Annotated in this window: 12 protein-coding genes; 3 read left to right on the top strand and 9 right to left on the bottom strand. The window is 67.7% G+C overall.

Annotated features, from left to right (window positions below):
- The first annotated feature begins 82 nt into the window (after positions 1–82).
- Positions 83–994 (top strand): glycerophosphodiester phosphodiesterase, encoded by a 912-nt coding sequence (locus WFQ67_RS25680; RefSeq protein ID WP_173171443.1) that lies wholly within the window; start codon positions 83–85, stop codon positions 992–994.
- Here the strand turns inward: WFQ67_RS25680 and WFQ67_RS25675 are convergent.
- The 9 genes from WFQ67_RS25675 to amaB form a co-directional block, all read right to left on the bottom strand.
- Positions 972–1,736, bottom strand: a complete 765-nt coding sequence (locus WFQ67_RS25675; protein WP_213626527.1) for an SDR family oxidoreductase — start codon at positions 1,734–1,736, stop codon at positions 972–974. The genes WFQ67_RS25680 and WFQ67_RS25675 overlap by 23 nt on opposite strands.
- A gap of 771 nt (positions 1,737–2,507) precedes the next feature.
- On the bottom strand, positions 2,508–3,440 hold the full coding sequence (locus WFQ67_RS25670) for an ornithine cyclodeaminase family protein (protein ID WP_337058577.1): 933 nt from the start codon (positions 3,438–3,440) through the stop codon (positions 2,508–2,510).
- Between the two features lie 92 nt (positions 3,441–3,532).
- The gene (locus tag WFQ67_RS25665; protein WP_111263800.1) at positions 3,533–4,249 is read right to left on the bottom strand and encodes an ABC transporter ATP-binding protein; all 717 of its coding nucleotides are present in this window, start codon (positions 4,247–4,249) and stop codon (positions 3,533–3,535) included.
- Positions 4,246–5,121 carry an ATP-binding cassette domain-containing protein gene (locus tag WFQ67_RS25660; RefSeq protein WP_111263801.1) on the bottom strand — a complete coding sequence of 292 codons (876 nt, stop codon included), beginning with the start codon at positions 5,119–5,121 and terminating at the stop codon, positions 4,246–4,248. The genes WFQ67_RS25665 and WFQ67_RS25660 overlap by 4 nt, the downstream gene beginning before the upstream one ends.
- The gene (gene livM / locus WFQ67_RS25655; RefSeq protein ID WP_337058576.1) at positions 5,118–6,404 is read right to left on the bottom strand and encodes a high-affinity branched-chain amino acid ABC transporter permease LivM; all 1,287 of its coding nucleotides are present in this window, start codon (positions 6,402–6,404) and stop codon (positions 5,118–5,120) included. The genes WFQ67_RS25660 and livM overlap by 4 nt, the downstream gene beginning before the upstream one ends.
- Before the next feature lie 2 nt (positions 6,405–6,406).
- Complete coding sequence (locus WFQ67_RS25650) at positions 6,407–7,321, bottom strand: ABC transporter permease subunit (protein ID WP_111263822.1); 915 nt, start codon at positions 7,319–7,321, stop codon at positions 6,407–6,409.
- Positions 7,322–7,631: 310 nt separating this feature from the next.
- Positions 7,632–8,753: a branched-chain amino acid ABC transporter substrate-binding protein gene (locus tag WFQ67_RS25645; protein ID WP_173171432.1), complete on the bottom strand. Its 1,122-nt coding sequence runs from the start codon at positions 8,751–8,753 to the stop codon at positions 7,632–7,634.
- Between the two features lie 378 nt (positions 8,754–9,131).
- Complete coding sequence (amaA, locus tag WFQ67_RS25640) at positions 9,132–10,415, bottom strand: L-pipecolate oxidase (RefSeq protein ID WP_337058575.1); 1,284 nt, start codon at positions 10,413–10,415, stop codon at positions 9,132–9,134.
- A 29-nt stretch (positions 10,416–10,444) separates the two neighbouring features.
- Complete coding sequence (gene amaB, locus WFQ67_RS25635; protein WP_213626537.1) at positions 10,445–11,935, bottom strand: L-piperidine-6-carboxylate dehydrogenase; 1,491 nt, start codon at positions 11,933–11,935, stop codon at positions 10,445–10,447.
- A gap of 124 nt (positions 11,936–12,059) precedes the next feature.
- Between amaB and WFQ67_RS25630 the strand changes: the two genes are divergently transcribed.
- Positions 12,060–12,989, top strand: a complete 930-nt coding sequence (locus WFQ67_RS25630; RefSeq protein WP_173171426.1) for a LysR family transcriptional regulator — start codon at positions 12,060–12,062, stop codon at positions 12,987–12,989.
- Between the two features lie 83 nt (positions 12,990–13,072).
- On the top strand, positions 13,073–14,092 hold the full coding sequence (locus WFQ67_RS25625) for a DUF1338 domain-containing protein (protein WP_337058574.1): 1,020 nt from the start codon (positions 13,073–13,075) through the stop codon (positions 14,090–14,092).
- Positions 14,093–14,231 lie beyond the last annotated feature (139 nt).

Raw genomic sequence — 14,231 nt, 5'->3', positions numbered from 1 at the left:
GGGCATCGCCTTGGCGTCACGCTTTTGTCATAGTCCTCGCGTCTGATTCGGCACGCCCGTCCCTCTTCCTCGGAATATCGCCATGCGCTTCGCCCGTTTCCTGCTCGTCCCCCTGCTGCTGGTCGCCATCGCCCTGGTGGTCCTCGTCCTCACCAGCAAACCGGCGTCGCCACCGGCGGTGATCCAGGCGCTGGGCGACAAGCCGCTGGTGATCGCCCACCGGGGCGGGCGCGGGCTGTGGCCGGAAAACACGCTGTTCGCCTTCGAGCGCGCCAGTGCCCTGGGCGTGGACATGCTGGAGATGGACATCCGCCTGACCGCCGACGGCAAGGTGGTCGTCCTGCATGACGCCGACGTGGACCGCACCACCGACGGCAGCGGCCCCATCGCCGGGCTGACCCTGGAACGCGCCCAGGCGCTGGATGCCGGCTACCACTGGACCGCCGACGGCGACGAGAACCACCCGTATCGCGGCCAGGGCATCCGCATCCCGACCCTGGACGCGGTGCTGCAGGCCTTCCCGGAGCAGGCCAAGGTCATCGAGATCAAGGTGCCCGACGTGGGCCTGGAGGATCGCCTCTGCGAGGCGCTGACGGAGGCGAAGCAGCGCGACAAGGTGATAGTCGGCAGCTTCTACGAGCGCAGCCTGAAACGCTTCCGCGACCAGTGCCCGGACGTGGCCACATCGGCCAGCCCGGGCTCGGTGAAACTGCTGGTGGCGCTGAACTGGCTGGGCCTCGGCCGCCTGCTGTCACCCTCCTACCAGGCGCTGCAGATCCCCGAGCGCAGCAGCGGCCTGGAGGTGGCCACGCCGAGCCTGCTGGCCACCGCCATCGACCGCGGCCTCAACGTGCAGATGTGGACCATCAACGAGCAACCGGCCATGCGCCACCTGCTGGACATGGGCGCGCACGGCCTGATCACCGACTACCCGGATCGCGCCCTGCAACTGCTGGGGCGATCCACCCGCATCACTTCGCTGAACGATCAATAGCGAAGCCGGCCCAGGTCTGGCTCACGGGCATCAGCTCCAGGGTGTTGATGTTGATGTGCGCCGGCTGGTTCAGCACCCAGAAGATGGTCTCGGCGATGTCCTGCGGCTGGATCGGCTCGGCGCCGGCGTAGGTCGCGTCGTACTTGGCCTGGTCGCCACCGAAGCGCACCAGGGAGAACTCGCTCTCGCACAGCCCCGGCTCGATGTCGGTGACGCGCACGCCGGTGCCGACCAGGTCGTTACGCAGGTTCAGCGAGAACTGCCGGACGAAGGCCTTGGTGCCGCCATACACGTGGCTGCCGGGATAGGGGTAGCTGCCGGCGATCGAGCCCAGGTTGACGATGCCGGCGCCGCGCCCGTGGGCGATCAGCTTCGGCAGCAGCAGGCGCGTGGTGTAGAGCAGGCCCTTGATGTTGGTGTCGACCATGGTGTCCCAGTCATCCAGGCTGCACTTGGGCGCCGGGTCGGTGCCCAGGGCCAGGCCGGCGTTGTTGATCAGGCCACGCAAGGTGCCGAAGCGCTCCGGCAGGCCACCGATGGCCGCCTCCATCGCCGCGCGGTCACGCACGTCGACCACCAGCGGCAGCACCTCGACCTTCTCGCCAAGCTCCTCGGCCAGCGCCTTCAGGCGCTCCTCGCGGCGGCCGGTGATCACCAGCGACCAGCCCGCCTCGGCGAAACGCCGGGCGCAGGCCTCGCCGAAGCCGGAAGTGGCGCCGGTGATGAACAGGGTGGACGTCATGGGAATCTCCTCGAATCGATGGCGGCGGCACGCCCTTCAGGCGTCGCCCGGCCGGTTGGGCAGGAAGGCGTCCACAGTGCCAGAAACCTGCCTCTCTCTCCTAGCCCGGGCGCCGGTTGCCGGACGCGTGCCGCACCGTTCGGCAGAGCCCTTGCCAGGCCTGCATCCGGGCCATCCATACCCAGCTTATCCACAGCTCGATAACAGCTTGATCCACAGTTATCGGGGGCAAGCCCGGGCATGGCATGGACGCCTGCGCGGACTTTTCCTGTTTTTCTCAAACCCAGCAGCTGCGCCGCTTGCAAGCCAGCGCGCCGGATGGGAATGGCTGATTTTCGACCAGCCCGTGCCAGCCCCTGGCGATACTGGCGCCTGGCCAGAGCTCCAGAGCTTGCCCACAGAGTTATCCACAGCTCGCGGGGATAACTGCGAGGGCACTTCAAGGGGCATTGGCAAGTAACTGTTCCGCTTGAAAAAAGCATGACTGTACGAATCTCGACCAGACCACCCGGACGACCGCCGGTCCGGCCCGACAGCCACCTGCCCACACCTTTTCCACAGTTCGCTCCACAGATTTTGTGGGCGGCCCGGCGTGTTGCGCTAACGCACCTGTAGGGGCGAATTCATTCGCCAAGCAGCGCGCAGCGCTGCCCAGAGGCTTCGCGAGCAGAGCTCGCTCCTACGCGGCGTGCACAGGTGTGAGGTCGGTGGTGGAATCGAACTCCGTTCGGTGGATGAAAAGAGCGTCCTCCACCCTGCATCCAGTCCCGCTCAGGTGGCGCGAGCCAGCAGCAGGCGCGCTGCCACCAGGTCTTCCAGGGCGTAGCCGACCGACTTGAACAGGGTGATCTCCTCGGCGTTCCGTCGATGGCCACGGCCTTGCAGGAGGTCGCGCAATTCGGTGCGGACCTCGGCCTCGTCAAGCAGGCCATCGGCGATGGCGAACAGCAGGTCGCCGGCCTCCTCCAGGGCACCCTCGCGGGTGTCGACGACGATGCGGGCTCGGGCCACGGCGGTGGAGTCGGTCTCGCGCATGCTCGGCAGGAAGGCGCCCACCAGGTCCAGGTGGCTGCCGGGCCGCAGCCAGTCGCCCAGCACCAGCGGCGAGCGCGAGGTGGTGACGCAACTGATGCAATCGGCCTGCTGCACCAGGCCCTGCAAGTCGATGCCGGCCTGTGCCGGATAGCCCTCCCCGGCCAGCGCAGCGGCCAGCCGGGCGGACTTCTCTGCGTCACGCCCCCAGATATCCACACGCCCGTAGCGGCGTACCTGGCAATGGGCACGGACCATGTGCGCGGCGAGGGTGCCGTTGCCCACCACCAGCAGGCGCTCGGCGTCTTCACGCACCAGGTGGTCGGCTGCCAGGGCGGAGGTGCAGGCGGTGCGCCGTGCGGTGAGCTCCGAAGCCTCGAGCATGGCCAGCGGACGGCCGGTGTCGTCGTCGAACAGGGTGAACAGCGCCGCCACCGACGGCAGCCCGCGCGCACCGTTGCCGGGGAATACGGTCACCAGCTTGACGCCGATGCCCTGCCCCGCCTGCCACACCGGCATGGTCAGCAGGGACGCGCCACCGGGCAGCTCATGGCAGCCCCGCACAGGCGCCGCACAGGGCTCGGCGAGCCCGCCCCGCAGCGCTTCGATCAGGGCGGGGTAGCCGAGCGCAGCAGCGACATCGGGGTTGGTGAAGAAACGCAGGTGGGACATAGCACTCTCCGAATGGGCTGGAAGCCAGAAGCTCGAAGCTGGAAGCGAACCGCCCCTGCTTCCAGCTTCCGGCTTCAAACTTCCAGCTGCTTTTAATGCCCCCCCAGATACGCGTTGCGCACGTCCTGGTTGCCGAGCAGTTCCTCGCCCGTGCCGCTCATGCGGATTTCCCCGGTGACCATCACGTAGGCGCGGTCGGAGAGGCGCAGGGCGTGGTTGGCGTTCTGCTCCACCAGGAAGATGGTCATGCCGCTCTTCGCCAGTTCGCGCAGGGTCTGGAAGATCTGCTTGACCACGATGGGCGCGAGCCCGAGCGAGGGCTCGTCGAGCAGCAGCAGGCGGGGACGGCTCATCAGCGCGCGGGCGATGGCGAGCATCTGCTGCTCGCCGCCGGACATGGTCATGGCGCGCTGGTTGCGCCGCTCCTTGAGCCGCGGGAAGAGGTCGAACATGCGCTGCATGTCCTCGTCCGCATGCTGGGCGCCGATGGGGATGGTGCCCATCAGCAGGTTCTCCTCCACGCTCATGTCGGGGAACACCCGGCGCCCTTCCGGCGACTGCGCGATGCCGTTGGAGGCCACGTAGTGCGGGGACTTGCGCGAGATATCCACACCGCCGTAGAGGATCTCCCCGGCGCTGGCGCGGGGCTGGCCGAAGATCGACATCAGCAGCGTGGACTTGCCCGCGCCGTTGGAGCCGATGAGGCTCACCGTCTCGCCCTCGTTGATGTGCAGGCTGACCTTCTTCAGCGCCTGGATGGGGCCGTAGAAGACGTCGACGTCCTTGAATGCCAGGAGGGGGGCCGTCATGCCACTTCCTCCTCGTCGGCGCCCAGGTAGGCGGCGATCACCTTCGGATCGTTGCGGATCGCCTCGGGGCCGCCCTGGGCGATCACCACGCCGTGGTCCAGCACCACGATGTGGTCGGAAATGCTCATCACCATGCCCATGTCGTGCTCGATCAGCAGTACGGTCAGTTCGTGTTCGTCGCGCAGCTTGCGGATGATCCGGCTGAGCGCCTCGGTTTCCGCCGGGTTGAGGCCGGCGGCGGGTTCGTCCAGGCAGATCAGTTGCGGCCGCGTGCACATGGCGCGGGCGATCTCCAGGCGGCGCTGCTGGCCGTAGGAGAGTTCACCGGCCAGGCGGTTGGCGCAGTCCACCAGGTCCACCACCTCCAGCCAGTAGAAGGCGTGGTTCAGCGCGTCCTCCTCGGCGCGGCGGAAGCCGGGGGTGTTGAGGATGCCGGCCAGCAGGTTGCGGTTGACCCACATGTGCTGGGCCACCAGCAGGTTTTCCACCACCGACATCTCCCGGAACAGGCGGATGTTCTGGAAGGTGCGCGCCAGCCCGGCGCGGTTCACCAGGTGGGTGCCGCCGAACATCTTGAACCAGAGGCGGCTGCCGAACTGCGCCGGGTTGACGAAGTCGGTGGCCTGGAAGGGCTCGCCCAGCACCTTGATCACGTCGGTGCAGGTGCCCCGGGCGTTGAGGCGGATGCTGCCGCCGGTGGCCTTGTAGAAGCCGGTGAGGCAGTTGAACACGGTGGTCTTGCCGGCGCCGTTGGGGCCGATCAGCGCGGAGATCGAGTGGCGCTTGATCTCCAGGCTGACGTCGTTGAGCGCCTTGATGCCGCCGAAGTGCATCATCAGGCGTTCGACGCTGAGGATGTTGTCGTCGCTCATGGCGCTACTCCTTTACGCGGGGTGAAGCCGCTGCGGCTGATACGGATCAGCCCGCGCGGCCGCCAGATCATCATCAGCACCATGAGGATGCCGAACAGCAGCACGCGGTAGTCGGCGAAGCTGCGCAGCAGCTCCGGGGCGACGGTGAGGACGAAGGCGGCGATGACCACGCCCACCGTCGACCCCATGCCGCCCAGCACCACGATGGCGAGGATCAGCGCCGACTCGAAGAAGGTGAAGGAGGACGGGTTGACGAAGCCCTGGTAGCTGGCGAAGAACACCCCGGCGAGGCCGGCGGTGGAGGCGCCCAGGGTGAAGGCGGAGAGTTTCACCAGCACGTGGTTGAGGCCCAGGGAACGGCAGGCGATCTCGTCCTCGCGCAGCGCTTCCCAGGCGCGGCCGACGGGCATGCGGGTCAGGCGGTGCTTGATGTAGAGCACCAGCATCACCACCAGGAACAGCACCACGTAGATGAACAGGAACTTCAGGTTGGGGTTGTAGGCGATGCCGAAGAACTCGTGGAACGGCACGCCCCCGTCCTTGGCGCGACGGCCGAACTCCAGGCCGAAGAAGGTCGGCGACGGCACCGGCATGCCGTTGGGGCCGCCGGTGAAGCTCAGCCAGTTGTTGAGCACCAGGCGGATGATCTCGCCGAAGCCCAGGGTGACGATGGCCAGGTAGTCGCCATGCATGCGCAGCACCGGGAAGCCCAGCAACCCGCCCGCCAGCGCCGCGGCCAGGGCCGACAGCGGCAGCACCGACCAGAAGCCCAGCCCCAGGTGCTGGTAGCCGAGCGCGAGGCCGTAGGCGCCGATGGCGTAGAAGGCCACGTAGCCGAGGTCGAGCAGGCCGGCGAGGCCGACCACGATGTTCAGGCCCAGGCCCAGCAGCACGTAGATCAGCCCGAGGATGACCACGGTGAGCAGGTACTTGCTGGCGAAGAAGGGGAAGATCACCGCCGCCACCAGGATCAGCGGCAGCACCCAGCGCAGGCTGCTCTTGAAGTCCGGCGCACGCACGTGCACGCCCGAGCCGCTGCTTTCGAAGCGCTCCAGCAGCACGGAACCACTGGCGCTCTGCAGGTAAAGGCTGAGCAGGAAGCGCCCGAGCATGACGATGCCGATCATCCAGCCGACGCGGCCGAACTCCAGGTTGAAGCTGTAGCCGTCGAGCACCACGCCGACGATGGGGCCGAAGACGATGAGCGCCAGCAGCCCGGCGAGCACCGTGTCGACGAGGCTCTTCTTGATATCGATGGGTTTTCCAGAAATGGCAGAGGACATGCTTACACCTTGGCGACATGCGGGCGGCCAAGCAGGCCTTGGGGACGGAAGATCAGGATCAGCACCAGCAGGGAGAAGCTGAAGACGTCCTTGTAGTCGGTGTTGACCATGCCCGAGAACTGCGCCTCGGCGACGCCGAGGATGATCCCGCCGAGCATCGCGCCGGGCAGCGAGCCGATGCCGCCGAGTACCGCCGCGGTGAAGGCCTTGATGCCGATGATGAAGCCGGCATAGAAGTCGAAGGTGCCGTAGTTCATGGTGATCAGCACGCCGGCCAGCGCGGCCATGGCGGCGCCGATGACGAACACGTAGGAGATCACCCGGTCGGTGTTGATGCCGAGGATCGAGGCCATCTTGCGATCCTGCTGGGTGGCGCGGCACATGCGCCCGAGCTTGGTGCACTGGATCACGTAGGTCAGCACGCCCATGCCGATGAAGGCGGCCACCAGGATGAACACCTTGGTGTAGGTGAGCTGGACGAAGCCCTCGCCGACGTGGAACTTCAGCGCGCCGTCGAGCAGCGTGGGCACGCCCTGCTGGCGGGCGCCCTGGGACAGCTGCACGTAGTTCTGCAGGATCAGCGACATGCCGATGGCGGAGATCAGGGGCGCCAGGCGCGTGGAGTTGCGCAGCGGCCGGTAGGCGATGCGCTCGATCACGAAGCCGTACACGCCCGTCACCGCGATGGTGAACAGCAGGGTGCCGAGGATCAGCAGCGGGAAGGACTCGAGGCCGAAGAACGCCAGCAGCGCGAGGGTGATGGCAGAGAGGTAGGCGGAGATCATGTACACCTCGCCGTGGGCGAAGTTGATCATGCCGATGATGCCGTAAACCATGGTGTAGCCGATGGCGATGAGCCCGTAGACGGACCCGAGGGTCAGCCCGTTGATCAGCTGTTGCAGGAAAATACCGTCCATCACTCAGTCTCGTCTTCTGGGGGACCGGCCTGGGGTTCGGCCGGCCTCCGCGAGTGGAATCAGACGGGCACCACTGAATCACTGGATCTCTGGTTTACGTCGGCAGTCGCCTGCGCGGCACAAGCAGGAAGAGGTTTCAGCAGCCACCCGGAATACACCGGCTGACCAGGCGCGTGTGGCACCTGGCCGGCCGGCCGAGCCAGTACAGCAAATGAAGGGCCGGGACTGCGCGAGTGACAGGCGGACGGGCCGGAAAGGGCCGAGGGGCCCTTTCCAACGCGGTCCGGCCGACGCGCAGCCGGTCCCGCGCTTACTGCTGGTGGTACTTGCCTTGGTCATCCCACTCGTAGATCACGTAGTCGGACACTTTCAGGTCGCCCTTGCCGTCCCACTCCTTCTTGCCCATCACGGTCTGCACCGGGTGCGCCTTCAGCCATTCGCTGGCCTTGGCGCCTTCGTTGGCACCGGCGCCATTGAACGCGGCGGCCAGGGCCTGCAGGGAGGCATAGGCGTAGAGGGTGTAGCCCTCCGGCTCGAAGCCGCCGGCGCGGAACTTCTCGATCACGGCCTTGCCGTCGGCGATCTTGCGCGGGTCGGCGCCGAAGGTCATGAGCACGCCCTTGGTGTATTGCGGGCCGCCGGCGGTGGTGACCAGCTCGTCGGTGACAATGCCGTCGCCGGAGAGGAACTTGGCGGTCAGGCCCTGCTCGCGCATCTGCCGGACCAGCGGGCCGGCCTCGGGGTGCAGGCCACCGAAATAGACGACCTCGGCACCGGTGGCGCGGATCTTGGTGACCAGGGCGTTGAAGTCCTTCTCGCCACGGGTCAGGCCCTCGTACAGCACTTCCTTCACACCGCGCTTGGCCAACTGCGCCTTGGTGGCGTCGGCCAGGCCCTGCCCGTAGGTGTCCTTGTCGTGGATGATCGCGACCTTCTTGGCCTTGAGCACGTCGACGATGTAGTCGCCGGCGACGATGCCCTGCTGGTCGTCGCGGCCGCACATGCGGAACATGCCGGTCAGGCCGCGCTCGGTCACCTGCGGGTTGGTGGAGCCGGGGGTGATGGCGATGATGCCGGCCTCGTCGTAGATCTCGGACGCCGGGATGGTGGAGGACGAGCAGAAGTGGCCGACCACGCCGATGGCCTTGTCCTGGTCGACCAGGCGGTTGGCCACGGCCACGGCCTGCTTGGGCTCGCAGGCGTCGTCCGCCTTGACCAGCTTGATCTTCTCGCCGTTGACGCCACCGGCGGCGTTGATGTCCTCGGCGGCCTGGCTCGCGCCACGCCAGTACTGCTCGCCGAAGGAAGCGTTGGCGCCGGTATGAGGCCCGGCAACACCTATAACCACGTCAGCGAAAGCAAGGTTGGTCAAGCTCAGAACACTGGTAACCGCAACAGCCAAAATACCTTTCTTGAAAGTCTTGTGAGGCATGGGAGTTTTGCTCCTGAGGGGTTATGTGATGGCGCGATACTCGAACTAACGGGAAGTTCCTTGAGCAAGCGTCGTGCCACTCGTTTTTTGTTGTAGGAAAAAACCCGGGGTCACCCGCGCACCCGGCCTGGAATGCGGGACGGCGCACACGTGCAACCCTGCCGATCCAATAGGTGCAACCCTTTGCAACCAATCGCCGAATGGCCTTCTCAAGGGAATAGCAACCCACGGCGCGAAAAGCGCAACCTGCCGTAACCGTCACTGTCACCGAAGTGCACACCACTGGTGCGCGGCAAGCGCGCTGACGCACCAATACAGGCTAGTGCATTGCGGCCGAGGCAGCCGCTCCGCGTCGATGCAGCTTGAACAAAACCACCCTCAGATGACCACGCGCAGGCACTGGCCCGCGTGGTACAGGGAGAAGCCCAGCTCGTAGAGCCCGCTGCGCAGCGCAGGTGCGCCCACACCGCGCATGCTCTGGAAGGGCATGGGCAGCGATTCGGCCGAACCGCTTAGGAGGAAGTCGGCGAAGGCCCGGCCCACCACGGTGCCGGTGGTCACGCCCCGGCCGTTGTAACCGGTGACGGCCACCAGCCCCGGCGCCGGTTCGAACAGGCGCATCAGGTGGTCCGGGGTGAAGGCGATGCAGCCGGTCCAGCTGAATTCCCACTGCACCTTGCCCAGGTAGGGGAAGTAGTGGCCCTGGATGCGATCGGCCCAGGCCTTGAGGAACCACAGCGGCTTGCGCGCGCCGTTGCCCAGGCTGCCCAGCAGCAGCCGGCCATCGGCGTCGCGGCGGATGCTGCTGAGCACCTGGCGCGTGTCCCAGGAGCCCTGCCCGCCGGGCAGGATGCGCGCCGCCGCCTCGCCCGGCAGGGGCTGGGAGGCGACCTGGTAGTAGTAGCCGGGGAAGAAGTTGCGGCGCAGCTCGGTCCACTCGCCTTCGGTGTAGGCGTTGGAGGCGATCACCACCTGCGGGGCGATCACGCTGCCGTTTTCGGTGAGCACGCACCAGGCATCCCCCTGGCGTTCCAGGCGGGCGACGGCGCTGTGCTGGAACAGCGAGCCGCCCAGGTAGCGCACCGCCTGGGCCAGGCCCCGGGTGTAGGCCATCGGGTTGAGGGTGCCGGCGCGGCGGTCGAGCAACGCGGCGGCGATGCGGTCGGTGCCGGTGGCCTCGCGGCAGGCCTGCCCGGTGAGCAGCTCCACCGGCGCACCGCGGCGCTGCCACTGCTCGCAGCGGCTGGCCAAGTCGGCCTGGCCACGGGCGTTGTGGGCCATGTGCAGGGTGCCGTCACGGCGCAGCTGGCAGTCGATGCCGTACTTCTCGATCACCGCGAACACCTGGGCCGGCGCGCCACCCAGGGTGCGGTTGAGCTGGGCGCCGACCGGCTTGCCGAGGCCGGCCTCGATCTCGTCCGGCGGAATCCACAGCCCGGCGTTGACCAGGCCGACATTGCGCCCCGAGCCGCCGTGCCCAACCTCGTGGGCCTCCAGCACGCAGACCCGCCTGCCCTGCTCCAGCAGGCGGATGGCCGCGTTGAGCCCGGTGATGCCGCCACCGATGACGCAGACATCGGCACGGACCTCGCCGTTCAGCGTCTCGGCCTTCGGCAGCGCCGGCGTCAGATACTCCCAGAGGCATTCCTGGCGCAGGGGCATGGACGGCATTCCTTAGGGCGATGGCCCGGTCAGTCGAAGGTGATGCCCTGGGCCAGCGGCAGTTCGTGGGAATAGTTCACCGTGTTGGTCTGCCGGCGCATGTAGGCCTTCCAGGCGTCCGAGCCGGACTCGCGCCCGCCACCGGTCTCCTTCTCGCCGCCGAAGGCGCCGCCGATCTCCGCGCCGCTCGGGCCGATATTGACGTTGGCAATGCCGCAGTCGCTGCCCACCGCCGAGGTGAACAGCTCGGCCTCGCGCACATCGGTGGTGAACAGGCAGGACGACAGCCCCTGGGGCACCTCGTTGTTGAGGCGCAATGCCTCGTCGAAATCGCGATAGCCGACCACGTAGAGGATCGGCGCGAAGGTCTCGTGACGCACCACCGCGCTCTGCCCGGGCATCTGCACGATGGCCGGCGACACGTAGTAAGCGTCCGGGAATTCGCCGGCCAGCTGGCGCTCACCGCCGAACACCACGCCCCCCTCGGCGCGGGCCTGTTCGAGCGCGCGCTGCATGGCGTCGAAGCCGGCCTTGTCGATCAGCGGGCCGATCAGGTTGCCCTGCAGCGGATGGCCGATGCGCACCTTGGCGTAGGCGGCCTGCAGGCGCTGGACGATTTCCTCGCGCACCGACTCGTGGGCGATCAGCCGGCGCAGGGTGGTGCAGCGCTGGCCGGCGGTGCCGACGGCGCTGAAGAGGATGGCGCGAACCGCCAGGTCGAGGTCGGCGCTGGGGGCCAGGATCATGGCGTTGTTGCCGCCCAGCTCCAGGATGCTGCGGGCGAAGCGGGCCGCCACGCGCGGTGCCACTTCACGGCCCATGCGGGTGCTGCCGGTAGCGCTGACCAGGGCGACGCGGGGGTCGTCCACCAGCGCCTCGCCGGCCTCGCGGTCGCCGATCAGCACCTGGCTGAGGTGCGCGGGGGCGCCGTCGAAATGCTTCGCCACGCGCTCGAACAGGGCCTGGCAGGCCAGGGCGGTGAGCGGGGTCTTTTCCGAGGGCTTCCACACCACCGGGTTGCCGCAGACCAGCGCCAGGGCGGCGTTCCACGACCAGACCGCCACCGGGAAGTTGAAGGCGCTGATGATGCCGACCACGCCCAGGGGCTGCCAGGCCTCGCGCATGTGGTGCCCGGGGCGCTCGGAGGCGATGGTCAGGCCGTAGAGCTGGCGCGACAGGCCGACGGCGAAATCGCAGATGTCGATCATCTCCTGCACTTCGCCCAGGCCTTCCTGGGTGATCTTGCCGGCCTCCCAGGACACCAGCTCGCCAAGCTCGGCCTTGTGCTGGCGCAGCAGCTCGCCGAACTGGCGCACCAGCTCGCCCCGGCGCGGCGCCGGCACCTTGCGCCAGGCCTGGAAGGCCTCGGCGGCGAGGGCTATCTTGCGCTCGACCTCCGCGCGGCCTTCCAGTTGCACGCGGGCGATGCGGCTGCCGTCGATGGGGGTGTGCACGACGTGCTCGCCCTGCTGGTAGAGCTTCGGGTCGACGCCTAGGCGGTCTAGCAATGCAGCAACCATTGGAACTCCTGGAAAGCGCTTCGAAAAAGGTCGGCGCCAGTATTAGCCGCACCGGGGGCTTGCCAACAAACGACCTTTGCTCCACATATCATTCCTTTTGCTCATGAACCCGCCCGGACCCGCCATGCTCAAACGCCACATGCCGTCCCTCACCGCCCTGCAGTGCTTCGAAGCCGTGGCACGCCACCTCAGCTTCACCCGCGCATCCGAGGAGCTGGCCCTGACCCAGAGCGCGGTGAGCAAGCAGGTGGCGCAGCTGGAGGAGATGCTCCAGCACCTGCTGTTCCGCCGTGTGCGCCGACGCCTGCAGCTGACCCCGGCGGGCTCGCTGTACCTCTCCGAGGTGCGCAAGATCCTCACCCAGGTGGAGATGTCCACCCACTACATGCTGTCCTACGGCGGCGAGACCGAGGTGCTGCGCGTGGCCACGCCGCCGACCTTCGGCGCGCGCTGGCTGATTCCCCGCCTCAAGGGCTGGCGCCTGCGCCATCCCAACGTGCACCTGGACGTGCGCAACGAACTGGAGCCGGATGCCCTGCTCCAGGGCCGCGCCGACGTGGCGCTGTTCTTCGGCCAGGGCGCGCTGCCGGGCGCCGAGTGCATCCGCCTGTTCAGCGAGGAAGTGGTGCCGGTCTGCGCCCCGTCGAGCATGCCCGCCGAGCCCTTCACCGACCCCACCCAGCTCACCACCCTGGTGCTGCTGCAGAACGCCACCCGCCCGGAGGCCTGGCACGAGTGGTTCCAGAGCCAGGACCGGCACACCGAGCACAGCTATCACGGGCCGCGCTTCGACACGTCCTACATGTGCATCCGCGCCGCCCAGGCCGGCTGCGGCGTGGCCCTGCTGCCGCGTTTCCTGGTGGAGGAGGAACTGGCCGAGGGCAAGCTGGTGATCCCCTGGAACCACGCCATGCCCAGCCGCAACGCCTACTACCTGGCCTACCCCGAGCACGCCGCCGAAGTGCCCAAGGTGCGCGACTTCGTGCGCTGGATGCTGGAACAGCTGGAGAACGGCGCCCAGGGGCCGGCGTCGCATCAGGAAAAAACGGAATGAACCCGCCGGTTTTTTTCGTTTGCCCCGCGCCCGCGCGGCTGCTTGGATAGCAGGCCCGTACAGCCACAGCCGAGCCCGTGCCGATGAACGCCCGCGAACGCCTCCTGCCCCTGGTCGCCCATGTGATCGGCGAACCCGCCGCCCGCTGGGTCGACGCCCACGTCGAAGTACCCGGCGCCCTGGACGGCTTCACCTTCACGGAGCTGCGCATCCACCGCGCCTGGCTGGCCGAGGCGCTCAACCTGTGCCTGTTCCACAAGCTGGTGGAGGCGGTACCGATTGGCCGCACCTACGTCGAGGAACAACGGGCCGACGGCCGCCAGGTGCTGTTCGACCACGGCGCCATCCGCACCGTCGACTGGCCCGACAACGGCGCCCTGCCCCGTGGCCGCCAGGCCTTCGTGCGCATCCTCGAGCCCCTGGGCTTCACCGACGTGCGCACCTACCCGCTGACCCGCCTGAACATGACGGGCTACGCCTACCGGCAGATGGACCTTCCCGAGGACATCGCCCAGTTCTTCGTCTCCGAACTGCACCCTGGGCGCTTCAGCGAAGCCTTCCAGCTCGCGGTCAGCCGCGTGGTGGGCGCCAGCCGCGACCCGCTGCAACCCCGCCACCTGGCGACGCTCGATGAACTCTGGCGCACCCGCCATTGCAGCCGCGAGCAGGCCCTCGACCTGCTGCCTGCGCTGTTCGACGCCTTCGGCTGCCAGCACGACGCGCCCCTGGAAAGCGACTACGAGCAGCTGCGCGAGGAAAGCGCCGAGATGGCCTGGATCGCCACCGAGGGCAACATGTTCAACCACCTCACCGACCGCGTCGCCGACCTGGAAAGCGTGGTCGCCGCTCAGAACGCCAAGGGCCGGCCGATGAAGGCCAGCATCGAAGTCTCCGCCTCCGGCCGGGTGATGCAGACCGCCTACCGCGCGGTGCAGGTCGAGCGCGATTTCATCGACGCGGCCGGTGCCACCGTGCGGCGCCAGGTGCCCGGCTCCTTCGTCGAATTCATCCAGCGCAAGGCCGACGAGGCCGACGGCCGCATCGACCTCGCCTTCGACAGCAGCAACGCCCAGGGCATCTTCAAGATGACGGCAGGGACCTAGCAGGGCCTCCTCGTTGATGGGTTTCGCGGAGCTCGCGGAACGCCGCCCGCCCCATCCTACGGGCTACCCGCCAAGCGGAGTCGCCCCGGACACAGCCTGTGGGAGCGAATTCATTCGCGATGGAGTTCCCCCACTCCAT

Source organism: Pseudomonas sp. USHLN015, from assembly GCF_037153275.1.
Taxonomy (GTDB): Bacteria; Pseudomonadota; Gammaproteobacteria; order Pseudomonadales; family Pseudomonadaceae; genus Metapseudomonas; species Metapseudomonas tohonis.
This window is presented reverse-complemented; position numbering and strand designations above follow the sequence as displayed.

Excerpts from the sequence above, each read along its gene's own strand:
- WFQ67_RS25680 (WP_173171443.1), top strand. The coding sequence starts at position 83 with ATGCGCTTCGCCCGTTTCCTGCTCGTCCCCCTGCTGCTGGTCGCCATC.
- WFQ67_RS25675 (WP_213626527.1), bottom strand. The coding sequence starts at position 1,736 with ATGACGTCCACCCTGTTCATCACCGGCGCCACTTCCGGCTTCGGCGAG.
- WFQ67_RS25670 (WP_337058577.1), bottom strand. The coding sequence starts at position 3,440 with ATGTCCCACCTGCGTTTCTTCACCAACCCCGATGTCGCTGCTGCGCTC.
- WFQ67_RS25665 (WP_111263800.1), bottom strand. The coding sequence starts at position 4,249 with ATGACGGCCCCCCTCCTGGCATTCAAGGACGTCGACGTCTTCTACGGC.
- WFQ67_RS25660 (WP_111263801.1), bottom strand. The coding sequence starts at position 5,121 with ATGAGCGACGACAACATCCTCAGCGTCGAACGCCTGATGATGCACTTC.
- livM (WP_337058576.1), bottom strand. The coding sequence starts at position 6,404 with ATGTCCTCTGCCATTTCTGGAAAACCCATCGATATCAAGAAGAGCCTC.
- WFQ67_RS25650 (WP_111263822.1), bottom strand. The coding sequence starts at position 7,321 with ATGGACGGTATTTTCCTGCAACAGCTGATCAACGGGCTGACCCTCGGG.
- WFQ67_RS25645 (WP_173171432.1), bottom strand. The coding sequence starts at position 8,753 with ATGCCTCACAAGACTTTCAAGAAAGGTATTTTGGCTGTTGCGGTTACC.
- amaA (WP_337058575.1), bottom strand. The coding sequence starts at position 10,415 with ATGCCCCTGCGCCAGGAATGCCTCTGGGAGTATCTGACGCCGGCGCTG.
- amaB (WP_213626537.1), bottom strand. The coding sequence starts at position 11,935 with ATGGTTGCTGCATTGCTAGACCGCCTAGGCGTCGACCCGAAGCTCTAC.
- WFQ67_RS25630 (WP_173171426.1), top strand. The coding sequence starts at position 12,060 with ATGCTCAAACGCCACATGCCGTCCCTCACCGCCCTGCAGTGCTTCGAA.
- WFQ67_RS25625 (WP_337058574.1), top strand. The coding sequence starts at position 13,073 with ATGAACGCCCGCGAACGCCTCCTGCCCCTGGTCGCCCATGTGATCGGC.